This is a genomic window from Lysobacter sp. HDW10 (assembly GCF_011300685.1).
Taxonomy (GTDB): domain Bacteria; phylum Pseudomonadota; class Gammaproteobacteria; order Xanthomonadales; family Xanthomonadaceae; genus Solilutibacter.
Map to the genome: position 1 here is coordinate 1,413,369 of NZ_CP049864.1, position 23,409 is coordinate 1,436,777.

General features: G+C 56.5%; 22 protein-coding genes. 13 read left to right on the top strand and 9 right to left on the bottom strand.

The window, feature by feature from the left end:
* Window positions 1-24: 24 nt before the first annotated feature.
* Complete coding sequence (locus tag G7069_RS06820) at window positions 25-909, top strand: MBL fold metallo-hydrolase (protein WP_166295577.1); 885 nt, start codon at window positions 25-27, stop codon at window positions 907-909.
* 25 nt (window positions 910-934) lie between these two features.
* On the opposite strand, the gene G7069_RS06825 is transcribed toward G7069_RS06820, so the two are convergent.
* Window positions 935-2,431: an aminotransferase class III-fold pyridoxal phosphate-dependent enzyme gene (locus G7069_RS06825; protein ID WP_166295579.1), complete on the bottom strand. Its 1,497-nt coding sequence runs from the start codon at window positions 2,429-2,431 to the stop codon at window positions 935-937.
* A 149-nt stretch (window positions 2,432-2,580) separates the two neighbouring features.
* Between G7069_RS06825 and queA the strand changes: the two genes are divergently transcribed.
* From queA to secF, 5 genes are read left to right on the top strand one after another with little or no spacing between them, the layout of a single operon-like run.
* The gene (gene queA, locus G7069_RS06830) at window positions 2,581-3,630 is read left to right on the top strand and encodes a tRNA preQ1(34) S-adenosylmethionine ribosyltransferase-isomerase QueA (RefSeq protein ID WP_166295582.1); all 1,050 of its coding nucleotides are present in this window, start codon (window positions 2,581-2,583) and stop codon (window positions 3,628-3,630) included.
* Window positions 3,627-4,763 (top strand): tRNA guanosine(34) transglycosylase Tgt, encoded by a 1,137-nt coding sequence (tgt, locus tag G7069_RS06835; protein WP_166295585.1) that lies wholly within the window; start codon window positions 3,627-3,629, stop codon window positions 4,761-4,763. Before queA ends, tgt begins: the two co-directional genes overlap by 4 nt.
* A 29-nt stretch (window positions 4,764-4,792) precedes the next feature.
* On the top strand, window positions 4,793-5,131 hold the full coding sequence (gene yajC / locus G7069_RS06840) for a preprotein translocase subunit YajC (protein WP_166295588.1): 339 nt from the start codon (window positions 4,793-4,795) through the stop codon (window positions 5,129-5,131).
* Window positions 5,132-5,173: 42 nt separating this feature from the next.
* Window positions 5,174-7,054 (top strand): protein translocase subunit SecD, encoded by a 1,881-nt coding sequence (gene secD / locus G7069_RS06845; RefSeq protein ID WP_166295591.1) that lies wholly within the window; start codon window positions 5,174-5,176, stop codon window positions 7,052-7,054.
* 13 nt (window positions 7,055-7,067) lie between these two features.
* Complete coding sequence (secF, locus tag G7069_RS06850) at window positions 7,068-8,036, top strand: protein translocase subunit SecF (protein WP_166295594.1); 969 nt, start codon at window positions 7,068-7,070, stop codon at window positions 8,034-8,036.
* Window positions 8,037-8,098: 62 nt separating this feature from the next.
* Here the strand turns inward: secF and G7069_RS06855 are convergent, their stop codons facing one another.
* On the bottom strand, window positions 8,099-8,923 hold the full coding sequence (locus G7069_RS06855) for an inositol monophosphatase family protein (protein WP_166295597.1): 825 nt from the start codon (window positions 8,921-8,923) through the stop codon (window positions 8,099-8,101).
* 75 nt (window positions 8,924-8,998) lie between these two features.
* On the opposite strand from G7069_RS06855, the gene G7069_RS06860 reads away from it, so the two are divergent.
* Window positions 8,999-9,805, top strand: coding sequence for an RNA methyltransferase (locus G7069_RS06860; protein WP_166295600.1), 807 nt, complete (start codon window positions 8,999-9,001; stop codon window positions 9,803-9,805).
* Here G7069_RS06860 and G7069_RS06865 read toward each other — a convergent pair.
* Together G7069_RS06865 and G7069_RS06870 are read right to left on the bottom strand one after the other, a co-directional pair.
* A complete protein-coding gene (locus G7069_RS06865) occupies window positions 9,785-10,423 on the bottom strand; it encodes an exopolysaccharide biosynthesis protein (protein ID WP_166295603.1) in 639 nt (212 codons plus the stop codon). The genes G7069_RS06860 and G7069_RS06865 overlap by 21 nt on opposite strands.
* 27 nt (window positions 10,424-10,450) lie before the next feature.
* Window positions 10,451-11,758: a hemolysin family protein gene (locus G7069_RS06870; protein WP_166295606.1), complete on the bottom strand. Its 1,308-nt coding sequence runs from the start codon at window positions 11,756-11,758 to the stop codon at window positions 10,451-10,453.
* 149 nt (window positions 11,759-11,907) lie between these two features.
* Between G7069_RS06870 and G7069_RS06875 the strand changes: the two genes are divergently transcribed.
* Complete coding sequence (locus G7069_RS06875; RefSeq protein ID WP_166295609.1) at window positions 11,908-12,237, top strand: MGMT family protein; 330 nt, start codon at window positions 11,908-11,910, stop codon at window positions 12,235-12,237.
* Here the strand turns inward: G7069_RS06875 and G7069_RS06880 are convergent.
* Window positions 12,234-12,845, bottom strand: a complete 612-nt coding sequence (locus G7069_RS06880; protein ID WP_166295612.1) for a 2OG-Fe(II) oxygenase — start codon at window positions 12,843-12,845, stop codon at window positions 12,234-12,236. The genes G7069_RS06875 and G7069_RS06880 overlap by 4 nt on opposite strands.
* Window positions 12,846-12,877: 32 nt before the next feature.
* Here G7069_RS06880 and G7069_RS06885 point away from each other — a divergent pair, with 32 nt between their 5' ends.
* Window positions 12,878-13,516: a rhomboid family intramembrane serine protease gene (locus G7069_RS06885; protein ID WP_166295615.1), complete on the top strand. Its 639-nt coding sequence runs from the start codon at window positions 12,878-12,880 to the stop codon at window positions 13,514-13,516.
* Between the two features lies 1 nt (window position 13,517).
* Here G7069_RS06885 and G7069_RS06890 read toward each other — a convergent pair whose 3' ends face one another.
* Both G7069_RS06890 and G7069_RS06895 read right to left on the bottom strand, forming a co-directional pair.
* Window positions 13,518-15,539: a M13 family metallopeptidase gene (locus tag G7069_RS06890; RefSeq protein ID WP_166295618.1), complete on the bottom strand. Its 2,022-nt coding sequence runs from the start codon at window positions 15,537-15,539 to the stop codon at window positions 13,518-13,520.
* Between the two features lie 48 nt (window positions 15,540-15,587).
* The gene (locus tag G7069_RS06895; RefSeq protein ID WP_166295620.1) at window positions 15,588-17,672 is read right to left on the bottom strand and encodes a M13-type metalloendopeptidase; all 2,085 of its coding nucleotides are present in this window, start codon (window positions 17,670-17,672) and stop codon (window positions 15,588-15,590) included.
* A 122-nt stretch (window positions 17,673-17,794) separates the two neighbouring features.
* Here G7069_RS06895 and G7069_RS06900 point away from each other — a divergent pair, with 122 nt between their 5' ends.
* Window positions 17,795-19,168: an MBL fold metallo-hydrolase gene (locus G7069_RS06900; RefSeq protein WP_166295623.1), complete on the top strand. Its 1,374-nt coding sequence runs from the start codon at window positions 17,795-17,797 to the stop codon at window positions 19,166-19,168.
* An 81-nt stretch (window positions 19,169-19,249) separates the two neighbouring features.
* Here the strand turns inward: G7069_RS06900 and G7069_RS06905 are convergent, their stop codons facing one another.
* A complete protein-coding gene (locus G7069_RS06905) occupies window positions 19,250-19,867 on the bottom strand; it encodes a glutathione S-transferase N-terminal domain-containing protein (RefSeq protein ID WP_166295626.1) in 618 nt (205 codons plus the stop codon).
* Window positions 19,868-19,915: 48 nt separating this feature from the next.
* A complete protein-coding gene (locus tag G7069_RS06910; RefSeq protein WP_166295629.1) occupies window positions 19,916-20,392 on the bottom strand; it encodes a cell wall hydrolase in 477 nt (158 codons plus the stop codon).
* Window positions 20,393-20,916: 524 nt separating this feature from the next.
* On the opposite strand from G7069_RS06910, the gene G7069_RS06915 reads away from it, so the two are divergent.
* From G7069_RS06915 to G7069_RS06925, 3 genes are all read left to right on the top strand, one after another.
* Window positions 20,917-22,026: an OmpA family protein gene (locus G7069_RS06915; RefSeq protein ID WP_166295632.1), complete on the top strand. Its 1,110-nt coding sequence runs from the start codon at window positions 20,917-20,919 to the stop codon at window positions 22,024-22,026.
* Window positions 22,027-22,146: 120 nt separating this feature from the next.
* Complete coding sequence (locus G7069_RS06920; RefSeq protein WP_166295635.1) at window positions 22,147-22,668, top strand: hypothetical protein; 522 nt, start codon at window positions 22,147-22,149, stop codon at window positions 22,666-22,668.
* Between the two features lie 6 nt (window positions 22,669-22,674).
* Window positions 22,675-23,400 (top strand): pseudouridine synthase, encoded by a 726-nt coding sequence (locus tag G7069_RS06925; protein WP_166295637.1) that lies wholly within the window; start codon window positions 22,675-22,677, stop codon window positions 23,398-23,400.
* The last annotated feature ends 9 nt before the right edge of the window (window positions 23,401-23,409 follow it).

Here is a 23,409-nt window from a genome sequence, read left to right on the forward strand (position 1 = left end):
CAACGCAAAGCGTAAAATCAAGCGATGAAGCTCTGGTCGATACTCGGTAATTCGCAAAAGCTCGATGGCGGCGCCATGTTCGGCAATGCGCCGCGCGCAATGTGGCAGGCGTGGTCACAACCGGATGATGAAAACCGCATCAACTTGGCATGCCGCGCCTTGCTTGCGTCGCCGTTGAACGGCAAGACGGTGTTGTTCGAATCCGGCATCGGCGCATTCTTTGAACCCAAGCTGCGTGAGCGCTATGGGATTCAAGAATCGAATCACGTGCTGCTGGATTCCTTGCAGGCTGCAGGGTTCAGTCATGAAGACATCGATGTTGTCGTGATCTCGCATTTGCATTTCGATCACGCGGGCGGCTTGCTTCGCGCGTGGTCGGAAGGGCAGGCGCCCGAACTGCTCTTTCCTAACGCCACATTTGTGATCGGTAAAGAAGCATGGGCGCGCGCTGTGCATCCGCATCCGCGTGATCGCGCGAGCTTCATTCCAGAATTGCAACCTTTGCTTGAAGCCAGTGGCCGACTCGAATTGGTGGATGGCGCACAGTGCCAAGCGCTCGGCGACAGTGTGCGTTTCCATTACAGCGACGGCCATACACCGGGCTTGATGCTGGCAGAAATCATCGGCAGCGAACATGCCGATCAAGCCCCGCATGGCGGCCTGGTCTTTTGTTCGGATTTAATTCCGGGTCGCCCATGGGTGCATGTGCCCATCACGATGGGCTATGACCGCAATGCGGAATTGCTGATCGATGAAAAGCGCGCGTTCTTGGAAGACAAGCTGGCGCGCAATGTGCATTTGTACTTTACCCACGATCCGGACTGCGCCTTGGCGCAAGTCCAGAAAGATGCACGCGGAAAGTACAGCACCACACACGAGGTGCCTGAATTACACGCGAGGGCGCTTTAACAGCGCCCCACGTGATTAGGCTGCCTTAGGCCGCCTTTTCTACAGCGTCGCGCGGGCCTTCTTGCAAGGCCTTTTTAACCATGGCGACGACCAAGTCCAGTTCGTCGGAATGGGATTCAAAGCGGGGCGTAAAGCGCAAGGAGTTGACGCCGCCATGGATCACGCCGATACCGCGTTCACGCATCCATTCTTCCGTCGAGCCCACGCCGTAGCCTTTGAAGCCTTCAGCCAGTTCGCATGAGAAGAGCAGGCCGGTGCCTTGCACCTTGGTGACGAGACCGCCGGTTTCTTCCTTCAATGCATTCAACTTGGCGAGCGCTTCGACACCACGCTCACGAATGTTGGCGCGCAGTGCGGGTGTCAGCAGGCTGAGCACCGTGCAAGCAACTTCCAGCGCGCGCGGGTTGGCGGTCATGGTGTTGCCATACAGGCCGCGCTTGTAGGCGTCTGCCGCACGCGCATTCGCCGCCAAAACAGACAGCGGATATTGACCTGCGTTCAACGCCTTCGAATACGTTTCCAAATCTGGCGGGTTAATGCCTTCCATGCCCGGATAGTCGACAAACGACAGATACCCGGTGGCGCGGATGCCTGCTTGGATCGAATCGATCAACAGCAAGCTGCCATGTGCTTCGGTGAGTTCGCGCGCGGCGTCATAGAAGGCGCGAGGCACAGCACGGCCCGGATCACCTTCGCCCATAACGGGTTCCAAGAACATGGCTTCGATGAACCAGCCGTTTGCATCGGCATCGGCGAATGCTTTCTTCAATGCATCGACGTCATAAGGCTCGATGACGATGACACTTTTTTCGCCACGATAGCTGGCGAGGAACTGCGTGTAGTTCTTGCGGCTTGAATCGGAATACAAGGCCGGCTTGTCGGTTCGGCCATGGAAGCTGCCTTTAACGACGACGCGATGAATCTCTTTGCCGGCGTGCTTCGCACCTGGGTCTGTCATCTCTTTTGCGTGTGCATCGACGATGCGTGCAGCCAACGAGACGGATTCAGAACCGGAGTTCAAACACATGAACTGGGTATACGGGCAGCCGTCAGCGCGTGTTTGACCAATCTCTTTACGCATGGCATCGACGAAGCGCTTTTGCGAAACGCTCGGCGTCATGATGTTGGCCATGGCCTGCGCGCGTGACATCGTTTCAATCACGGCCTTCGGCGCATGACCAAAACCCAACATGCCGTAGCCGCCGGAATCGTGCAGCACTGCGCCTTTCAAGGTCACGATCCAAGGACCGCGTGCAACGAGTGCCACGTAGGGGTTCACGTTGTCCATCGAATAGAAGTTCAAGAACCCGTCTTGAACGGCTTCGATTTGTGCTTGTTCGTCCATTTCGACGAGTTGCGGGAACTCGCGCTTGATCTGTTCAAACGCCGTGGCAGCGGCTTCAATCGCTTCAACCAGCTCGGGATGACGCGTCGCGTAGTCCAAAACAATGGCATCTTCCAAGCCTTGGGTACGTTGTTTGCCGGCCGCACGCAGCGGCTTCAAGGTATCGAGCAGGTTCATTTCGTGTCTCCAATTCGGCGCCGGAAAATAAAATCGCGCGACAGGGCGCGCGGTCCGGTACAGGGGTCTATCGAGTTTACCAAAGGGTCTTTGCGCCGATAACCCCCTCCGAGGGCTAGAATATCGAGCCGATACATCTGCCTTTTCCGTTGAAAAAGTCCGATTTCCACTTCGATTTACCCCCAGAACTGATCGCACAAGCGCCCCTACCGGAGCGTACGGCGAGCCGTTTGCTGTGCGTGCCTCCGATGGGCGCGCCTTTTGAAGATCGGCAATTTGCAGACATCGAGGCATTGCTGCAGCCGGGTGACCTTCTGGTCTTCAACGACACGCGGGTGATTCCTGCACGCGTCTTCGGCGCCAAGGAAACGGGTGGGCGCGTCGAAATCATGATTGAGCGGCTGTTGGCCGGGAATGAAGCACGCGCGCAGATCGGCGCGAGCAAATCCCCGAAACCGGGCAGCAGCATTCAATTGGATGCAGGTGGCACTGCGGAAGTGCTTTCGCGCGACGAAGGCTTTTATCACCTGCGCTTTCATGTGACGGGTGCGCTGGAGTCTTGGCTGAACCATGCCGGCAAATTGCCGTTGCCGCCATACATCGTGCGCGAAGCCGATGCATCCGATGCCACGCGCTATCAAACGGTCTATGCAAAAACACCGGGCGCCGTCGCAGCACCGACCGCCGGACTTCATTTCGACGACGCTTTGTTGGCGCGACTTCAAGCAAAAGGCGTGCAAACGGATTTCGTCACCTTACATGTGGGTGCCGGCACGTTCATGCCCATGCGCGTCGACAATATTCATGACCACACCATGCATCGCGAATGGTTGAATGTCGGCACCGAGTTGGTGCAGCGCATTCGCAAAACACGCGAAGCCGGGGGACGCGTCATTGCCGTCGGTACGACCGTTGTGCGTGCATTGGAAAGTGCAATGCGCGATGGCGTCCTGCAACCGTTTGCCGGCGAAACAGAAATCTTTATTTTCCCGGGGTATCGCATTCGCAGTGTCGATGCTTTGATTACGAACTTCCATTTGCCGGAGAGCACTTTGTTGATGTTGGTCTCTGCATTTTCAGGACGTACGCGCATGCTTGACGCGTATGCACATGCCGTCAAACACGGTTATCGATTCTTTAGTTATGGCGATGCGATGCTGCTATGGCCTGAGTCAGAAGCCACAGGTGCAGCTGCATGAGCCGCATGCGTTTCCAAGTCTCTAAGACGGATGGCGCTGCGCGTCGCGGGCAAATCACGTTTCCGCGCGGCACGATTGAAACGCCAGCCTTCATGCCGGTGGGCACCTATGGATCGGTGAAAGGCATTCTGCCGGCAGAAGTCGAAAATCTCGGTGCCGAAATCATTCTCGGCAATACCTTCCACTTGTATTTGCGCCCCGGTCTGGATGTGATTCGCGAACATGGCGGCCTGCATCGCTTCACGGGGTGGCAAAAACCGATCTTGACCGACTCCGGTGGGTTCCAAGTGTTCTCACTTGCACACCGCCGCAAGATCACAGAAGAAGGTGTGACATTTGCTGCACCGACGGATGGCAGCAAGGTGTTCTTGAGTCCTGAAGTGAGCATGGATATCCAACGCACCTTGGATTCCGACATCGTCATGATCTTCGATGAATGCACCCCGTACCCGGCAACACACGATGTCGCACGCCAGTCGATGGAATTGAGTTTGCGTTGGGCGGAGCGTTCGAAGCGCGCGCACGAAGGCAATGACGCTGCGCTGTTCGGCATCGTGCAAGGCAGTGTGTATGAGGATTTGCGTTCGCGCTCTGCAGAAGGCCTCAAGCAAATCGGATTCGACGGCTATGCGGTGGGTGGACTCGCGGTGGGTGAACCCGAAGAAGAACGCAATGCCACCTTGGACTTTATCTGTCCGCAACTGCCCGAAGACCGACCCCGCTATTTAATGGGTGTCGGTCGACCAGAAGATTTGGTTGAAGCCGTGGCGCGTGGCGTGGATATGTTCGACTGCGTCATGCCCACCCGCAATGCGCGTAACGGCCACTTCTTCACTGAAAGCGGCGTGGTCCGAATTCGCAATGCGAAGTACGAACACGATCTGCGCCCGATCGAAGAGGGCTGTGACTGCTACGCCTGCCATCAGGGGTTCACCCGTTCCTACCTCCGCCATCTGGACCGATGCAACGAAATGTTGGGTCCGATGCTGGGCACGATGCACAACCTTCGCCACTACCAGCGCCTGATGGCCGATATGCGTGCCGCCATCGAGGCAGGCGCATTTTTAGACTTCCGGGCCGGTTTTTATGCAAAAAGGGGCTTGAATCCGCCCTCGCTCGGCCGCATGGCATAATCCCCTGTTGATTTTTTGAGGATGTATAGATGAATCCGTTGGATCTCCTTATCTCGCCGGCCTATGCGCAAGCCGCCGGCGCCGGTGCCCAGGGCAGCAGCATGAGCATGTTGTTCATGATGCCGATTTTCGTGTTGCTCATGTATTTCATGGTGATTCGCCCGCAAATGAAGCGTGCCAAGGAACACAAAGCCTTGTTGGAAAAGCTCGCCAACGGCGACGAGATCCTGACCAGCGGCGGCTTGGCTGGCACGGTGACCCAAATTGATGAGAACTTCATCTCGATGGAAGTGTCGCCGGGCGTCAATGTCCGCGTGCAACGTGCCGCCATCAGCAGCGTCCTGCCGAAGGGCAGCCTGAAGCACTAACCCTTACACGTGCCTGCTTCTGGCAGGCACTGGATTTGAACCATGCTCGAGTTTCCCCGCTGGAAATACTTTGTCATCGTCTTGGTCTTGTTTATCTCGGCCCTGTACGCGCTCCCGAACGTTTACCCGCAAGATCCTTCCGTCCAGGTCAGCAATGGCAGTGAACCTGTGCCGGTTGAGATGAAAGGTAAAGTTGAGGCCGCGTTAAAGACCGCAAACATCACGCCCAAGTCGATTGAAACGGACGCCAGCGGCAAGCTGTTGGTGCGCATGAACTCAGCTGACGACCAAACGCGCGCCAATGATGTGGTGCGTCCGCTGTTGGGCGAAGGCCAGTCGGTGGCGTTGAACTTGGTGTCAACGGTGCCGCAGTGGCTCCGTAACATCGGCGCACGTCCGATGCCGCTCGGCCTCGATTTGCAGGGTGGTGTGCACTTCTTGATGCAAGTCGATCAAAAGGCCGCACTCGAAAAGCGCATGGATGGCACCGCGGAACGTATCCGCACGGCCTTGCAAAACGACAAGATCCCCTACGGTTCGATCGAGCGGATGGCAGATTCCAGCGTGGCTGTCGTTTTGGATCCCTCAGCCAATAAGGACAAAGCGCAATCTTTGATCAGCACCACCTTGTCCTCAGGTGTGGCGATGGGTGCCGGTAATCCTTACACCGTCACAGAGCAAGGCAACACCTTGTTGGTGCGCGTAAACGAAGCGGCATTGCAAGCGGTCTCGGCAGACGCCGTGGATCAAAACCGCAACGTGATTGCAGATCGTATTAACTCGCTCGGCGTGGCTGAGCCGGTCTTGCAGCGTCAAGGCACTGATCGACTTGTGGTTGAATTACCCGGTCTTCAAGACATGGCAGAAGCCAAGCGCCAAATCGGTGCGACCGCCACGCTCGAGTTCCGCGCAGTAACGGGTGATCTCACCGCGGCGGCTGAAGCAGAGCGCAGTGGCATCATTCCGCCGGGCTCGAAGTTGTATCGCATGGAAAACGGCGCGCCTATCTTGTTGTCCAAGCGCGTTTTGGTGTCGGGCGACGAATTGTTAGACGCGCAAGTCACGCCGGACCCGAAGTCGGGTATGCCGTCGGTCAGCGTGACCTTGACCGGTGAAGCCGGCAAGCGCATGTTCAACCACACGGTCAATAACGTGAACAAGCAATTGGCCACGGTGTATATCGATCGTATTCCGGTCACTACCAAAGATGCCAACGGCAACGAAGTGCAATCATCGCGCACGCAAGAGCGCGTGATCGCAGCGCCGAACATCGCGGAACCCTTTGGTGAGCGCTTCAATACGACGGGTCTCACCAACGAACAAGCGACAGACCTTGCCAAGCAATTGAAATCCGGTGCCCTTGCAGCGCCGATGGACTTTGTCGAACAGGGCGTGATCGGTCCGAGCTTGGGCCGCGAGAACGTGGAGCGCGGTGTACAAGCGGTGCTGTATTCTTTTGTCTTCGTGTTGTTCTTCTTCTTGGTGTACTACCGCATGTTCGGCATGATCACCTGTCTGGCCTTGTTGCTACAGATGGTGATGATTGTGGCGGTGATGTCGATCTTCGGCGCCACCATGTCCTTGCCTGGTTTTGCCGGTCTTGCGCTATCGGTCGGTATGTCGGTGGACGCCAACGTCCTGATCAACGAACGTATCCGTGAAGAACTTCGCGCAGGTGTGCCGCCTAAGGCTGCGATTGCCGTGGGTTACGACCGCGCGTCGGGCACGATTTTCGACTCAAATATGACCGCGTTGCTGGCAGGCGTTGCCTTGCTTGCATTCGGTACCGGCCCACTGAAGGGCTTTGCCATGACGATGATCATCGGCATCATGACCTCGCTGTTCTCCGCAGTGACAGTTTCGCGCGGTATTGCCACTTTGATTTACGGCAAGCGCAAGAAACTGAAGTCGATCGCCATCTGACGGAATACAGCACATGAAACTTTTCCCACTTCACCTTATTCCGAATGACACGCGCATTGATTTCGTGCGCATGCGCTGGGTCTCGATCAGCATCGCTGCATTACTCATGTTTGCAGCGATCGGCGCTATCGGTTTCAAGGGCTTCAACTTCGCACTCGACTTCACCGGTGGCACCTTGGTTGAGCTCGAGTTCAAGCAAACACCGAACATCGATACCGTCCGTAGCAATTTGGACAAAGCCGGTTTCGGCAATGCCACCGTGCAGACCTATGGCGCGGGTAACAAACTGTTGGTGCGTACGGAGTCTGACGCAAGCGTTAAGAATGCGGACGAGGCGAGCAGCCTCACTGCACAACGCGTGCTGCAAGCCGTCAACCAAACGTCCAACCCGGCCAAGGTGGGTCGTTCAACCTTTTTGAATCCACAAGTCGGTAGTGACTTGGCCAAGAACGCGGCCATGGCACTTGCCTTCGTGATCATTGGTTTCTTGGGCTACATCGCGTTCCGATTCGAATGGAAGTTTGCTGTCGCGGCCATTATTGCCACGATGCATGACGTCTTGATCTGCGCAGGCTTCTTCGCTGCAACCGGTCGCGAGTTCGATCTCACGGTGTTGGCAGGCTTGTTGTCTGTCATGGGTTACTCAATCAACGACACCATCGTGGTGTTTGACCGTGTTCGCGAAAACTTCCGCAGCATGCGCGCCGATCCGGCCACCGTGTTGAACGCATCGATCAACCAAACCTTGTCGCGTACGATCATTACCTCGTTCGTGGCCTTCTTGACGGTCCTCGCGCTGTATATCTACGGCGGTGGCTCGCTCGAAGGCATGGCCTTGTCGCAGATGATGGGTATCGTGATCGGTACGCTGTCTTCAATCTTCATCGCCTGCGCATTGCTGACCATCGGTCCGATGAAAGTCACGCGCCAAGATCTGCTGCCGCGTGCGAAGGATCAAGAAGCGCTAAATCGCCGCCCGTAAACAGAAACGCCCTTCTCCACAGCGTGGGGAAGGGCGTTTGCTTTGAATCAATGCGTGGGGGCTTAGCGACGAAAGCTCGCAGCGTAGCCTGACGTCGCAATGACTTTTTGCAGCGCGTCTGACAACTTCAAATTGCCGGCCAGAATATGTCGGCTATCGATGCCGCGTTCATCCAGCGGACCCGTTTGCGAGCCATTGTAGTCGCACACGCGGCCACCCGCTTCGCGGACCAACAAGACGCCTGCTGCAACATCCCAAGGTTTGACGCCGGCTTCGAAGTAACCATCCAATCGACCCGCGGCGACATAGGCCATGTCGAGTGCTGCCGAACCCGAGCGGCGAATGTCTTCCGCCTGCAACAAGATCTGACGCGTGCATTCCAGCTGTGCCGGCGTGCGTTCACGTTCACGCGGGTGGAAACCCGTCGCGATCAAAGCGCCATTCAAATCTTTTCGCTCGCCGACGCGGATACGCGAGCCATTCAACAAAGCGCCTGCACCTTTGCTGGCGGTGAACAAATCATTGCGAATGGGATCGTAGATGACCGCATGAATCGGTTCGCCACGCTCGACCAATGCGATTGACACGCAATAGTGACCAAAACCGCGGATGTAGTTACTCGTGCCGTCCAACGGGTCGATAACCCAGATAAGCGGACCGCCGCGACCACGCAAGCCACTTTCTTCGGCTAAGACCGAGCATTCGGGCATCGCGCGCGTGAGTTCACGAATGGCGGCATCTTCTGCGTTCTTGTCGACATCGCTTGCGTAGTCTTGCGTTGCCTTTTCAACCACATTGAGCTTGTCCAAACGCTGCGCGCTGCGCAACAAAACGTCACCGGCAGCACGTGCCGCCTTGACCATGATTGTGACCGCGGGTTTCTGCATCGCGGGAGCCCTCTGCTGGAATGAAAAAGAACAATCCGGCTCCGTGGCCGGGTCGGGAAGTTTAACATTGATGACATGGATTCCGATCAAGCCTACTCAACACCGCCCATCCGCTTCGTTCTTGTGGGGACACAACACCCTGGAAATTTGGGCGCGGCCGCTCGGGCCATGCGCACCATGGGGTTCTCCAACATGGTGCTCGTTGCGCCGGAAAAGGCCCCAAATCACGATACAGACGCCATGGCGGCAGGTGCGGAGGCGCTGGTTCACGACGCACCCGTGTTTGCCAGCTTGGCCGAAGCCGTCGCTGATTGCGGATTGGTGTTGGGCTGCACGGCGCGCAGTCGACGTGTGGCGCTGGAGGAGCTGCCGCCGCCTGACGCGGCTGTACGTGCCCTGGGCGCCGTCGCCAATGGGCGCGAAGTTGCCTTGGTCTTCGGCCGCGAACGCACGGGGCTCACCAACGAAGAACTTCAGCTCTGCCATGCCGCGATCCACATCCCGTCCGATCCGACATTCAGCTCATTGAATCTGGCCGCAGCGGTGCAAGTGCTCGCGTACGCTTTGCGTATGGCGCAGCTGGACGCGCGCCGCGACGTGCAGGCTGTGCCGAATCCCACAGAGACGCATGAGGGCGAAGTGCCGGCGAGCCACCAAGACCTCGAAGGCTTCTTCGGTCAGCTCGACGAAACCCTGCATGCAATTGATTTCCACAAAGGCCGCGCGCCCGAATCCGCCATGCGCAAGTTGCGCAGGATCTTTCTGCGCAACGAGCTATCCATCAAAGAAGTTCGATTGTTACGCGGCATCCTCGCAGATGCGCAACGCATGGCGATGCTCGCCAATCAACCATCGACTGTGTCAGACAAAGATCCGATGTAAGACATCACTGGCGTTGTCTTTGATGGCATTGAACGCATCAATGATCTGACCCGACAAAACAAATGCCGCAATGATCAAGGCAAGTCCGACGCACCAAGAGACAATCATCAAGCCACCGTCGCGCTCGATCATTGCCAATGCAAACAGCACTAGCGTTAATCCGAACAGGTAGTTAGTGCCCGGAATGGGCAGTGCCAGCAGCACCGCGAGAAACAGCAAGATCAGGCCGGTGAAGCGAAAGGTAATGCTGTTCTCGAAAATCCAATCCGCGCGCGGCCGAATGAGGCGATGCACGGGCCTGAAAATGCGGCTGAGTTGTGCATGGACTTTCGCCAGCGCACTCCGCTTCGGGCCCTTCGACAACAAGCGCTTTGGAAGCCAAGGTTCATGACGGCCGACGATCATTTGCAGCGCGAGGAGCGCAACCAATGGGCCTGAGAGCGCACCACCGACTGGAATGGGGATGAAGGCTGGCAGGGTAAGCACGAACAAAATCATGCCGAAACCGCTTTCCTCGACTTCATCAATGATTTGATGCATCGTGATGTGCGATTCGGGATCGCCTTGCGCCAATCGACCCACCATGCCGAGCAATCCGGTGTCTTTGTCAGACTGCATGGTCGGTGTCTTTGTCAGACTGCATGGTCAATGACCGTCCGCGGTGCGCTCGGTTCCAAGCGGGGTCAAGAGCAACTTGTCGACGCGCGGCCCATCAAGATCGACGACTTCGTAGCGCCATTGATGCCATTCGAATGATTCGCCTACGTGCGGAATTCGACCGAACCATGCAATTGCGAAACCCGCCGCGGTATGAAAATCGTGTTCGTCTTCCAAGGGCAATTTGTTTGAACCGACGAGCTCGCGCACTTCATCAATCGGCAAACTGCCATCGACCAACCACGAGCCGTCTTCGCGCTGCACCACCATCGTCTCGGCGTCTGAATGCTCAGCCGACTGCAAGCGCCCAGTCACGGCGCCCATCACATCACTCACGGTGACCATGCCGGTGACATCGCCGTATTCGTCCACCACCAGCGCCAGCGATTGCTGTTCTTCGCGGAAGATTTCCAGAAGCTTCATCGCCTGCGTCGATTCACTGACGAACAAGGCCTCTCTCAGCTCTTGGAAAAGGGCGGGGCGTGCCTCGCCTAAGTTGTCGAGCAGAGACTTCACTTCCAATACGCCGAGTACGTCCGCATCGCTGCCACGATAGACGGGATAACGAGAGAACGGCGTTTGCCGCATGATCCCGAAGTTTTCTTCGAATTCGGCTTCGCTATCGAGCCAGATGATGCGCGTTCTGGGGGTCATCAAACTTTCGGCAGTGCGATCACCCAAGCGCAACACGCGCGTCATCATGTTGCGTTCGTCATCGTCGATGACACCTTGCTCGTGTCCTTCCGACACCAGCATTTGAATTTCTTCTTCTGTGATTTGCTGTTCGTTGACACCTGCCATACCGACCAACTTGATGATGCCGCGCGTACTGACAGACAGCAGGTCCACCAAAGGCTTCACAATGATGGCGAAGAATTCAATGGGGTAGGCCGCCACCGAAGCGATACGCTCGGGCGCGATCGTGCCTAAGCGTTTGGGCACCAGCTCACCCAACAATCCGAATGCGAACAGCATGACGATGAAGCCGACGATGACCCCAATCAAATGTGCGTGCGGGGCCAACATTGGAAAGTTCTTGAGTGGCTCGGCAATTTGATCGCCGATCGTTTCGCCACCGAAGAAGCCAATCATCAAACTGAGCAAAGTAATCCAGAGCTGCACCGCAGAAAGAAAGCTCTCCGGATTGTTCGCCAACGCCAAGGCCTTCGCGGCGCCGCGACTGGTGATCGACATTTGCTTCAAGCGGCTCTTACGCGATGTCATCACCGCCATTTCGGACATGGCGAAGAACGCGTTCAGAATGATCAGGAACAGGACGATCAAGAACTTCAGCATGTGCGTGGCACCGGCTGTGTATTCGTCGGGATGTCGATGCGCGCGGGGCGCAGGGTCTCGGTAGGTTCGTCCATGTGTGCTTCAATGCTCCGACTGCATGGTAGCAGTTGAATGCGGCGGAACGCGCTTAGTGTAGGAGTGGCAGTGCCATGGATTCAGCGGACGAGGCCAAAGTGTGGAAAGTCATTCGTGCCATACCGGCCGGCACCGTGCTGGGCTATGGCGAAGTCGGGCGGTTGGCGGGGTTTCCCAAACGTGCCCGCTGGGTGGCCAAGCTGCTTGCCAGCAAGACGCCCGCAGGCCTGCCATGGCACCGCGTGTTGCGCAGCGACGGAAAAATCGCATTCGCTGAGGGTTCATCCGGCTACGAACGGCAATTGGCGGCGCTGAAGAAAGAGGGCGTTGAGGTGCGCAACGGTCGGGTCTTGAAAAAGCGCGTCGTGACTGAAGATGAACACCTCTGGGGGCCACCGGTTTAGTCCAGCCGCCGCATCCAGCCGGCAATGCTCAGGCGCGGGTGATACGCGGGCAGAACTTCGTGCTCCATGTCGCTCAAGAAACACACCGAGGTGCCGAACGTCGGCGCGATATCTACGGAATGCTCTGCCGCGTCATAGAGGCGCAATAGTCCGCCGTGCTCCGGTTGCCACCCTGCGTTCAAGTAGGTGACCCACGACACCATTCGTGCGCTGTCTGATTGCATCCGATCCCGATGTCTGATGTACCGACCGCCTGGCGGGTAATGCGCATAGTGGGCTTCGACGCCTTGAATCGGCATTCGCAAGTACATACGCAAATGTTGGCTGAGCGCGTTGAGCTCGGCTAAGAATGCAGGGCCGACCGTGCAACGTGGATCGTCGAGCCAGAGCGTTTGGTCGCCGCGTAGCGCAGCTTCCGAAGTGATCGAAGCGCCGCGACCCATACGCGCGGCAGTAAACGCACTGGCATTCAAAAGTGCGCGCGCCTCTTCGCGAAGCGCGTTTGCCGTGGGTTCATCGATAAACGACTGGACTTTGCAGACACCGGCGCTGAACAAGGCCGATGCAATTTTTTCCGGATCGTTGCCTTGCACTTCAACTACACGCATGTCCGTATCATAGGCGCAATCTCGGAGACCCCATGATCAACAACATTCCCCCCGTCACACGGGCCATCGCCATCACTATTGCCGTGGGATTCCTGGCTCAGATGATTGCCGGGCCGTGGTTGACGCAATTTTTTGCTTTGTGGCCGCTTTCGAACGGTTTCATGCCCTGGCAATTGTTGACACACGGCTTGTTGCACATGTCGTTCTTGCATCTGTTCTTCAACGGATTGGCCTTGGTGATGTTCGGCGCGCAACTTGAATACACCTGGGGTTCGCAACGCTTCATGACCTTCATCGCCGTGACCACGATTGGATCAGGCTTGTGTTGGTTGCTGTTGAGTGCCTTGCTTGGCAGTGGCAGTCCCGCCATGGGGACATCCGGAACGCTGTTCGGCATGTTGCTGGCGTACGGCATGTTGTTTCCGAATCAGCAGGTGATGATGCTGATTCCGCCGATTCCGATGAAGGCACGCACGCTCGTCATTGTCTACGGCATTCTTGCTTTGGTATTCGCAGGCAGTGGTTTGCAATCACCCGTTGTTGTCGTTGCACATTTGGGTGGCATGTTGTTTGCCTGGCTGTTGATCCGCTATTGGCGCGGGCAACCGCCGTTTGGGCGCGGTGGCAAAGGTGGGGGCAAGAAGCCGCCCACCTTGCGACGCGTGGTCTAACTCAACGCCAAATGTTGACTTGCTTGTTGGCGGGCAGTGCCATCGGCGTGCCTGCCTTGCATTTGAACGCGGTTGCAAATTCCGGCATGTTGACCAGCGGCCCATTCGTGCGCCATTTGCCGGGCGCGTAGCTGCTGGTGGCTTGTTGCAAGGCCGCCGCTTCTTTGCTCATTGCCTGAGGCCACAAACGTGCCCAGCCGTTGAAGAATGCAGTGCTGTTTGCTGCATCCGGTGTGCCGCTCTTTGCCAACGCATCCCACGCGAGTTCAAGCCCTGCCAAGTCGGCGGTGTCTTGTTCACGGGTGAGCGATCCGTTGACCTTTGCGCCGCCCAGTTCGGGATACGCATGACCACTGTATTGCGCGGCAATCGCCGACATACGCGTGTTCCAAGCAGCTGCATCTTGCGGTGTCCACCAATCACGAATATTGCCGCTTGCATCGAGCATGCGGCCGCGGTTGTCAAAGCCTCGTGTCAACTCGTGACCCACCAACGCACCCAATGCGCCGTATTGGCTGGCTTGGGGTTGTGACATATCAATGACGGGCGCCTGCAACATGGCGGCCGTAATGATGATGCGGTTGTGTGCCACGTCGTAACCTAACGCGGCATCTTGCGGCAGCACATCCCAGCGGAGATCCGCATTGCCCTTACCGATGCGCTTCATTTCTTGCGCGTGACGCCATGTGGATGCAATCAACATGTTGCCGCCAAAGCTGCCACGGCCCATCGGTTGAATGGTGTAGTCGAGATCGCGACGCGGCGCACCGACTTCGATACGCGTCTTTTCGAGTTTGCGCTTGGCTTCCTGTTTCGCCGTCGCACTCATCCATGTGTTTGAATCGATGCGTTTTGACAGAGCTTCAACGACTTCCTTAGCCACTGATTCTGCGCGCGCGCTGGTGGCAGATGGGACGTAGCGCGAAACATATTCACGACCCAACATCGGGCCTGCGGCCAAATTGATGGCAGAGAGCACTTCTTGCCAACGCGGCGGTGCACCTGTTTGGTCACGGAACACGCGACCGAAAAATTCGCCTTCGGCCTTCCGGAAACTCTTCGACAAATACGGCGCCATCGCGTGGCCGATCTGATAGCGCAAGTAGGTCTTCCACTGTTCGGTGGACGTGTTCTTGACCAGTGCATCCAATTGCGCAAAGTACTGCGGATCCGCCATCGACACGATGTCGTCTTTCACGCCTTGTGCTGCAATAAATTCAGCCAACTGCAAATTGCGATATTGATTTTTCAAGTTTGAAATGGGCATGGCCGCATAAGCACTGCGCGGATCGCGCGTGGGCTGCGCCGACTTCGAGAACTTTGCAATGCTGGATTCGATGCCCATCACCCAATTGACATCGTTGGCCACTTTGCCCGGATCGCTGCCGGTCAAGGTCAAAATATTCTTGACGTAGTCGCGGTAGCGCGACATCAAGGCGGCGGTGTCCGGGTCTGTGCGCGTATAGAACGCCGAGTCCGGCAAACCGAGACCACCTTGCGAGAAATAGCCGATATGGCGATCGAGATCGTTCAAATCGATATCGGCACTGAAATTGAAAGCTACAGGAATGCCCACTTGATGCAAAGCGGCAATCGCAGCGGGAATGTCTTTGGCGCGCTTGATCGCATTGACGCGTTGAATCAGCGGTGCAATCGACTTGGAACCGTCGGATTCAATGGATGCTTCGTCCAAGCCGCTCGCCCAGAAATCGCCGAGTAATTTTTGATTCTTGTTTTGCGGCGAAGTCATTGCCGAATCAAGCAACTGGCGTTGCTGCTGCAAGCTATTGGCCTGCAGCACGGCCATGGCCGAATTCACTGCAGTGCCGGTCGGCGCTTTGTTGGCATTGAACCAGTCGTTGTTGACCGTGCTGTAGAAGTCCGTGCACACCTGCGGCGCGACGGTTTTGGTCAACTTGGCCTTCTTCGGCTTAGCCTTTGCTTTGGCTGAATCTGCGCCGGCAATAGAAGGTGCGAGCGCGAGCGCGGCAGAGAGAGCGAGGACCAACGTGCGTTGAATCATGAAAACTTCCGGGTTCCAAGGTTCCCGGAAGTTTATCAAGTGCAGCGCTTACCAGATGACGACACGGTGCGCGTCGTCACGCACCATTGCATCTCCTGCCTTGCATTGGAAGGCTTTTGCAAACGCCGGCATGTTGCTCGGTGCGCCGATTGCACGGAAATTCGCGGGTGCATGCGAATCTGTGTTCAAACGTACCTTCAGCTCTTCCGGACGATGGTTGCGACGCCACACGGTGGCCCAGTTCATGAAGAAGCGCTGTTCGTAGGTCAGGCCATCGATTTTTGCATCGGGCTTGATGCCATCACGTTTCATAGCTGAATGCAGTGCATCCAAGGCGACGTTGAGGCCACCGAGATCGGCGATGTTTTCACCCAAGGTCAATTGACCCTTCACCGGCAAGTTGTCGACCGAACGGTAATCATCGAATTGCTGAACGAGTTTGTCGGTGCGCGACGTAAAGCCTTTGCGATCCGACTCTGTCCACCAATTTGAGAAATTGCCGTTGGCATCGAATTGGCTGCCCTTGTCGTCATAGCCGTGCAGCATTTCGTGACCGATCACCGCACCGATGCCGCCGTAGTTCACTGCGATATCCGCATTCGGATCGAAGAAAGGCGGTTGCAGAATGGCAGCGGGGAAAACGATGACGTTCTTGCTTGCGTTGTAATAGGCGTTGACGGTTTGCGGTGTCATACCCCATTCATTGCGATCTGACGGCTTACCGATTTTTGCCATCGAATAGGCAGAATTGAATTTCCGCGCGGCGACAATGTTGCCGACGTAATCATTCCGCTTGAAGTTGAGGCCTTGCCAGCTGCGCCATTTATCGGGGTAGCCGATCATGGGTTTGAAGGTCGCCCACTTTTCCATGGCCTTCTTCTTGGTTTCGGGGCTCATCCAATCCAAGCCGTTGATGCGCGCCTTCAAGGCTTGGCTCAGATCACCGACCAAACCTTCCATCGCTTTCTTGGACGAGGCGGGGAAGTAATCCTTCACATAAAGCTGACCCAGTGCTTCGCCGGTACTGCCTTGCACGCTGCCCAACACGCGTTTCCATAGATCACGTTGTTCGGGCTGACCTTTCAAGGTTTTACCGAAGAAAGCGAACTGTTCGTCTTGGAATGTGTTGGAGAGGTAGGGCGCCAAGCTCATCGCGGCGTGGGTACGGAAATAGGCTTGCCAATGTGCAACCGGCTCGTTGGCGACCAAGCCATCGAGTGCTTTGAAGAAAGCAGGTTGCGACAACGAGAAGGACGCGACGTTCACGCCTTGTGACTTCCAGAAATTCGCCCAATCCAAATGCGGGTTGGCTGCTTGTGCATCAGCCATGCTGATCACGTTGTAGTTCTTGGCAGGATCGCGACGTTCAATCGGGCTCAAAGACGCTTGCGCGAGCTTGGTTTCAAGTGCCAAGGTTTGTGCGGCCTGCTGCGCGGCGAGTTCAGGCGCAACGCCTGCATTGACCAATTGGTTCTTCAAATGGCCGACGAACGCTTCGCGGATGCGCTTATAGCTACCGTCTTTGCCATCTTCCAAGTAGTAGGCGCGTTCCGGTAGGGACAGACCGCCTTGTACTGCGAATGCGATGACTTTGGTTGCGTCCTTAAAGTCGGATCCGCCACCGGCGCCGAACGCATCCGCCAAACCGTCGTCATTGTGCACGGCCATGTAGCGTGCGATGTCGGCCGGCGTTTTCAATGCGTCGATCGATTTGAAAGCCGCCTTCAAAGGCGCAGCACCCATCGCTTCACGTGATTGCGTGTCCATGCCACTGGCAAACAATTCACCGACCAGCTTTTCGACGCCGGTTGCACGGGTGTTCGCCGCTGCTTTCACCGCAATGGAATGCGTCGCTTCTTCGGATTGCTGGGCCAGACGTTCAAACGCGCCCCAGGTGGTGCGGTCTGCAGGAATCGGATTTGCTGCCAGCCACTTCGAGTTCACGTACTCGGACAAATCGTCGCAAACGCGCTTGCTCGTGTCCAAATCGGTGACTCGGAAGCGCGGCGTCGCAGGGTCGTCTTTAGCGGCGGCCTGACCGGATTGTTTTGCGGCAATGGCAGTGCCTGCAGCCATGATCGACACAGCCACGCCGACGGCCAGCAAGGCGCGTTTCGGGAAATTCGCTTTCATCTTCACCCCTTGAAACATGGAAACCTTCACTGTAGGCGATAGGGGCCGGCGAACAGGGGTGCTGGAAGTCACGCTCCAACCGTATTCTATTCAGGTGAGGCGTTACTTAAAGGAGTGTGAAAGTGCAGGTCGATTTTCATGGGGCGGCAGGGCAAGTCACGGGTTCGATGCATGTGGTGGAAGTCGGGGGCAAGCGACTCTTACTGGATTGCGGCATGTTGCAAGGTAGCCGGGAAGCCGAGTTAAGCAATTTCGATTCATTTCCGTTCGATCCCGCAAGCATTGATGCGGTCATCTTGAGTCATGCGCACATTGATCATGTCGGACGCCTGCCGTTATTGACGGATCGGGGCTTCAAGGGGCCGATCTTGGCGCAAGAAGCCACGGCAGAACTGTTGCCGATCATGTTGTTGGATTCCGCATCCTTGCAAGAAAGCGATGCAGAACGAAGCAATCGCAAGCGCAAGCCGGGTACGCCTGAAATTCGTCCGCTCTACACGCGAGAGTCTGTTGCACGCGCCATGCTTCAAGTGCGCACACTTAAATACGATCTGCGTATTTCCATATTTCCAGGCGTAGATCTGCAGTTTCGTGACGCCGGTCATATCCTTGGCTCTAGCACTGTGACTGTGCAAGGCGATGGCAAGGTACTTGTGTACACAGGTGACTTGGGCCAGAAAAACACGCCGATTTTGCGTGATCCCGAGCCGATTCCTAAAGCCGATCTGTTGTTGATGGAGTCCACCTACGGCAATCGCTTACATAAAGACCGCGAGACAACCATCGCAGAAATTGGCCGAATCCTCGACGCGGCTTGGCGTAACGGCGGCAATGTGTTGATTCCGGCATTCGCAGTCGGAAGGTCTCAAGAGCTTTTGTACTGGTTTGCGCAGAACTGGAACGAATGGAATATGTCGCGCTGGAAAATCGTGCTCGACTCACCGATGGCCGCGAAAGTCGTTCGCGTGTACGACAAGCATCACGCGATTTTTGACGAAGCCGCGCAAAAAGTGATGCAAGGATCACAGAATCCGTTCCGTTTGCCGAATCTGCTCATTACACAAACGGTCGATGAGTCCAAATCCGTGAACGCGATGACCAGTGGCGTCATCATCATTGCGGGCAATGGCATGGCCAGTGGCGGTCGCATCATTCACCATTTGCGCCGACAGCTGGAGCGCCCGCAATCTCACGTGATGTTTGTGGGTTATCAAGCACAAGGCACCTTGGGCAGACGATTGGTCGACGGTGCGCAATGGGTTCGGATTGATCGCGCAAACGTGCGGGTCAATGCACGCATCCATACCGTGGGCGGCTTATCTGCGCACGCAGATCAGGCCGGGTTGATGGATTGGTATGGCGGATTCAAGGAACCGCCGCGGGTCGTGTTGGTGCACGGCGAAGATGTCGCACGCGAAGCTTTGGCGGGCGAATTGTCACTTAAATATGGGGTGGACGTTGATTTGGCCTACCCGGGTGAATCCGTCACCGTTTAAGTCCGGCAAGAAACGATGCTTCGCACCGCTTGCGCCTCATCTTTATGACGCAAGGGTGCGAAAGCTAGAACCGAGAGAAACTTAAAGGACTTTCAGGCCTTCAGCCGTCAGTGCTTTGACGACGCTCGCATCTGAATCCAAGCGTGCTTTGTACGCTTCAAGATGGGTGAGCGCGCTCAAATCAATCTTGACGGCTTTTGCCCAACGCAACGTTATATATAGGTATGCGTCTGCAGCGCTGCGAAAGCCTGCCAGCCATTCGGATTCTGCCAAACGCTTGTCGGCGACTTCAAAGACCTTTTGCACGCGTACTGCTGCGCGCGCCTTCACCGCGTCGTATTGCGCTTCGTCATCAATAAATGCAGCCGGCGAGAAAATCGGCTTGAACGCAGGATGCACGTCGGAATTGACATAGGCCAACCATTGCGTGGCTACGCCACGGTGCTGACGGCTGTTATCACCGTACAGGCCGGATTCCGGCGCGCCATCGGCGATATAAGCCATGATCGCCGCGTTTTGGGTCAGGACAAAATCACCGTCAGTAATGACAGGCACAGCTCCCGAGGGATTCATCGCCAAGAAATCCGGCGATTTCATCGTCGCTGCATCGACGATCTCTACCTCATAAGGCTTTCCCGCCCACTCGCACACAATGTGGACAGCGGTAGAGCATGCACCGGGTTTGGAATAGAGCTTCATTGCGACCTTCATTCATGTTGAAAGTCGAACAGTGTGCCTGTGAATGCGTTAGCTTCCGGTAGAGGTCCGGCGATACGGCGACTTCACGCGATCGACTTCAAAGAAGGTGTGGTCACCGATCGTCGCCACGCGGTATGCATTGCGCCAGCTCGGTTGCGCGATGTCCAACGCGGCGAAGTGGGTCGCGCCAGGCACAACTTCTTTGCGTCGGCCGACCGGCAGGGACCAGTTTTGTTCAGCTTCGAGCGCGACATTCACCGCCGCACCCCAAGCGTCAGGATTGCCCAGATCGTACTGCGGCGATACCAAGGTGGGTGCGAACTGCTTGCGTGCGGTGACGACTGAACACATCGAGTCGCCCCACTGGCCGCTTTCCTGACGACGCAGGGCGACTTCAGCGACGGCCCGTTGGCCCATCACCGGTTGATTGCGCGCTTCCAAATACACCGTGGTGCTCAGACAAAGCGAATCTGAGGCTTGCGGCGGCAAAACCGAGGCCAACCACAACAACCATGCCAATTTCATACATCTACTCCTTGCGCGTTGCCCCACCGTGCGTTCCACTCGAGGTGGCGCGTGCGATGTTCTGGCGTTTTGGGGAGGGCGCCGATCTCTGCCGGCGTATTGCCCTTTAGGCATCCATCAAATGGGATGGACTGGCCTGTCGAATTCCAACTCGTTCAGCTATCTGTTCAGCAAAGAGTGGATGGGGGAAAGTGCGCGAACCTTAAAAGGTTGAACCCCAACCTTTCCTGAATGGCTGGTTTGCAGAACGGGGTCGCGGTATGCTTGGATCGTGCGTAGACGTGGGGAAGACAAGCGCACCCGAGATGTCCTGACTGACCTGATTCAGTGAGGAAAGTTCCTGAACACGTAATTCAATCAAGGCGTAAATTCAGCATATCGTTATGGTATCGTTAACGCGGTCTTCACGGCTGGGTTTCTAAGGTTGCCCATGTCGGCTAACGGCTAAGTTTATTTACAGATTTCGTTTCACTTTGTTTTATTTGTCGCAAGACTTTAATTTTCAATAGTTCAAGGAGCTCACGATGAACAAGAAACTCCTCTGCGCCGCCCTCTTGTGCGGTATGGGCGTGGCGCAAGCCGCTTCTGCCCAGGAGTTCGACGACCGCTGGTATGTCTCAGGCAGCACCGGTGTCAACTTCCAGGATTCTGATCGCGGTACTGAGGATGCGCTGTTCGGCACCTTGGGCTTCGGTAAGTTCTGGACCCCGAACTGGTCCGTGGATTTGGAAGCTAACTACCAAAACCCGGATAAGACTTCGAACCCGAACCTGTGGTGGACCCAATACGGTCTGTCCGTTGACGCGCGTTACCACTTCCGCAATGCGGACAGCAAGTGGTGGCCCTACGTGAAGTTCGGCTTGGGCATGCAACGTCACGAAGAAGAGTTCGCTGCTACCTGTGGTCCGGCTGCTGGCATCCCGATGCAAGCTGATTGCCCGGCTCAGCACGAAGACAACAACGCAGCTGCCAACCTCGGCGTTGGTCTGCAATTCGACTTCGGTCGCGTTGACCTGCGCACGGAACTCGGCGCACGCGTTGATTTCGACAAAGAGCAAGGTCGTCGCCCGCAAGATCAACAATCGCAGTTCACCGACCTCTTGGCTTCGGTTGGCTTGACCGTGGCTTTGGGCCCGGATCGCGCTGCTCCGGTTGTTGAAGCACCGGTTGTCGACAACTGCGCCGACAAAGACGGCGACGGTGACGGCGTCAACGATTGCAACGACAAGTGCCCGGATTCGACCGCTGGTCAAGCCGTCGGCCCGGACGGTTGCGCTGTTCCGTTGACGATCGACCTGAAGGGTGTCAACTTCGACTTCGATAAGTCCAAGCTGCGTCCCGACGCGATCGCCATCCTGAACGAAGGCATCGAAATCCTGAAGCGTTACCCCGACCTGCGCGTTGAAGTTGCCGGCCACACCGACTTGTGCGGCGCCGACACCTACAACCAAGCTTTGTCGGAACGTCGTGCACGCGCTGTGTATGACTACATGGCTTCGAATGGTATCGACGCTGGCCGTATGGCCGGTCCGGTCGGCTACGGCGAAAGCCGTCCGCTGGTCAGCACCGCTCAAACCAAGCCGGATTGCAAGAACGAAACCAACCGTCGTACCGAACTCAACGTCCAAAACTAATTGGTCGTTGTTTCGAGAAACGGAAGTTTCAGAAACACAAAGAAGCCCGGCAATGCCGGGCTTCTTTTTTTTTGATGCGCATCAGCGATACACTGTGCAAAGACATAAGAGGACAACAAGATGCGCCAACTGCTTGCTTTTGCTTTGATCGCTGCGTGTGGCACTGCCGCCGCACAATCACAAAACTGTGCGAACGTGCCGCGCTCGTTGCCCGCCAACACAGATTTGCTTGCGCCTGTTGCACCTGAACTGTCCGCCATTAATTCTCAGCTCGGCACGCCGGCGGGCGTGCTTGCACAAGCCTATGGCGATGCCGTGTCGGTTGGCGCCGTCATTACGCGTATTCGAATTGAAAACTGCAAGAGTGTGTCCAGCGCTATTCCTGCACCGTCTGCTGCGAATTCGAACGATCCTGCAGCTTACAAAAAGCGCTCGGAGTTCGATAACGGTCCTTGGCGCTTTGACATGACGCAAGGGGGCAAGCGTATGACTGCCGACGAATTCTATGCGTGGATGAAGTCGCGTGGTGTTCGCGTCGCACGCGGAGCAACACCTGTCGCACCCTCTACAGCGCAACCTTCTGCACCGGCAGGCACCGCTGACACAGCACCTGCAAAAAATCCTGCACCGAAGAAAAAGTAATTCTTCATGACATCGAAACGTGCGCCCAGATTTGGTCTTGCGCGCGTCATGTCCAAGCGCGGGCTCTGTTCGCGCACTCAAGCCGCGGCACTCATCACAGAGGGCCGCGTTTTGCTTGATGGCAGGCGTATTGAAGACCCGGAACATCCCACCGATTTGGAAAATGCAAAGATCCGCATTGAAGGTCAAGCGGAGACCTCTGCTGAGAAGCGCTATATCGCACTCAATAAGCCGCGCGGCTTAGTCACAACCACGAAAGACGAGCAGGGCAGAGACACGGTTTACAGCTGTTTTGAAGGCGCCGATCTGCCTTGGCTTGCACCCGTCGGTCGCTTAGACAAAGCCAGCGAAGGTTTGCTGCTGTTTAGCAATGATCCGACGTGGGCTGCAAAAATCACCGCCCCCGATACAGGACCTTCGAAAACGTATCACGTGCAAGTCGATTGCATTCCCGACATCGACATGATCGTGAAGCTCATGCAAGGTGTCGAACTCGACGGTGAGTTTCTGTCTGCCAGCTCAGTGATTGTCTTGCGCGAAGGCAGCAAGAACGCATGGCTTGAGATCGTGCTTGATGAAGGTCGGAATCGACAGATTCGACGGTTGTTGGCGGCGTTTGATATCGCAGTGCTGAGGCTCATTCGCATTGCAATCGGCGAGCTCTCCTTGGGAGAACTCGCCAAGGGCGAATGGCGGGCGCTGACGCCCGCCGAGGTGAAGTCACTTGCCTAGCGCGAGTGG

Coding starts and splice junctions, on each gene's coding strand:
- G7069_RS06820 (WP_166295577.1), top strand. CDS start 25: ATGAAGCTCTGGTCGATACTCGGTAATTCGCAAAAGCTCGATGGCGGC.
- G7069_RS06825 (WP_166295579.1), bottom strand. CDS start 2,431: ATGAACCTGCTCGATACCTTGAAGCCGCTGCGTGCGGCCGGCAAACAA.
- tgt (WP_166295585.1), top strand. CDS start 3,627: ATGAGCCGCATGCGTTTCCAAGTCTCTAAGACGGATGGCGCTGCGCGT.
- yajC (WP_166295588.1), top strand. CDS start 4,793: ATGAATCCGTTGGATCTCCTTATCTCGCCGGCCTATGCGCAAGCCGCC.
- secD (WP_166295591.1), top strand. CDS start 5,174: ATGCTCGAGTTTCCCCGCTGGAAATACTTTGTCATCGTCTTGGTCTTG.
- secF (WP_166295594.1), top strand. CDS start 7,068: ATGAAACTTTTCCCACTTCACCTTATTCCGAATGACACGCGCATTGAT.
- G7069_RS06855 (WP_166295597.1), bottom strand. CDS start 8,923: ATGCAGAAACCCGCGGTCACAATCATGGTCAAGGCGGCACGTGCTGCC.
- G7069_RS06860 (WP_166295600.1), top strand. CDS start 8,999: ATGGATTCCGATCAAGCCTACTCAACACCGCCCATCCGCTTCGTTCTT.
- G7069_RS06865 (WP_166295603.1), bottom strand. CDS start 10,423: ATGCAGTCTGACAAAGACACCGGATTGCTCGGCATGGTGGGTCGATTG.
- G7069_RS06870 (WP_166295606.1), bottom strand. CDS start 11,758: ATGCTGAAGTTCTTGATCGTCCTGTTCCTGATCATTCTGAACGCGTTC.
- G7069_RS06875 (WP_166295609.1), top strand. CDS start 11,908: ATGGATTCAGCGGACGAGGCCAAAGTGTGGAAAGTCATTCGTGCCATA.
- G7069_RS06880 (WP_166295612.1), bottom strand. CDS start 12,845: ATGCGTGTAGTTGAAGTGCAAGGCAACGATCCGGAAAAAATTGCATCG.
- G7069_RS06885 (WP_166295615.1), top strand. CDS start 12,878: ATGATCAACAACATTCCCCCCGTCACACGGGCCATCGCCATCACTATT.
- G7069_RS06890 (WP_166295618.1), bottom strand. CDS start 15,539: ATGATTCAACGCACGTTGGTCCTCGCTCTCTCTGCCGCGCTCGCGCTC.
- G7069_RS06895 (WP_166295620.1), bottom strand. CDS start 17,672: ATGAAAGCGAATTTCCCGAAACGCGCCTTGCTGGCCGTCGGCGTGGCT.
- G7069_RS06905 (WP_166295626.1), bottom strand. CDS start 19,867: ATGAAGCTCTATTCCAAACCCGGTGCATGCTCTACCGCTGTCCACATT.
- G7069_RS06910 (WP_166295629.1), bottom strand. CDS start 20,392: ATGAAATTGGCATGGTTGTTGTGGTTGGCCTCGGTTTTGCCGCCGCAA.
- G7069_RS06915 (WP_166295632.1), top strand. CDS start 20,917: ATGAACAAGAAACTCCTCTGCGCCGCCCTCTTGTGCGGTATGGGCGTG.
- G7069_RS06920 (WP_166295635.1), top strand. CDS start 22,147: ATGCGCCAACTGCTTGCTTTTGCTTTGATCGCTGCGTGTGGCACTGCC.
- G7069_RS06925 (WP_166295637.1), top strand. CDS start 22,675: ATGACATCGAAACGTGCGCCCAGATTTGGTCTTGCGCGCGTCATGTCC.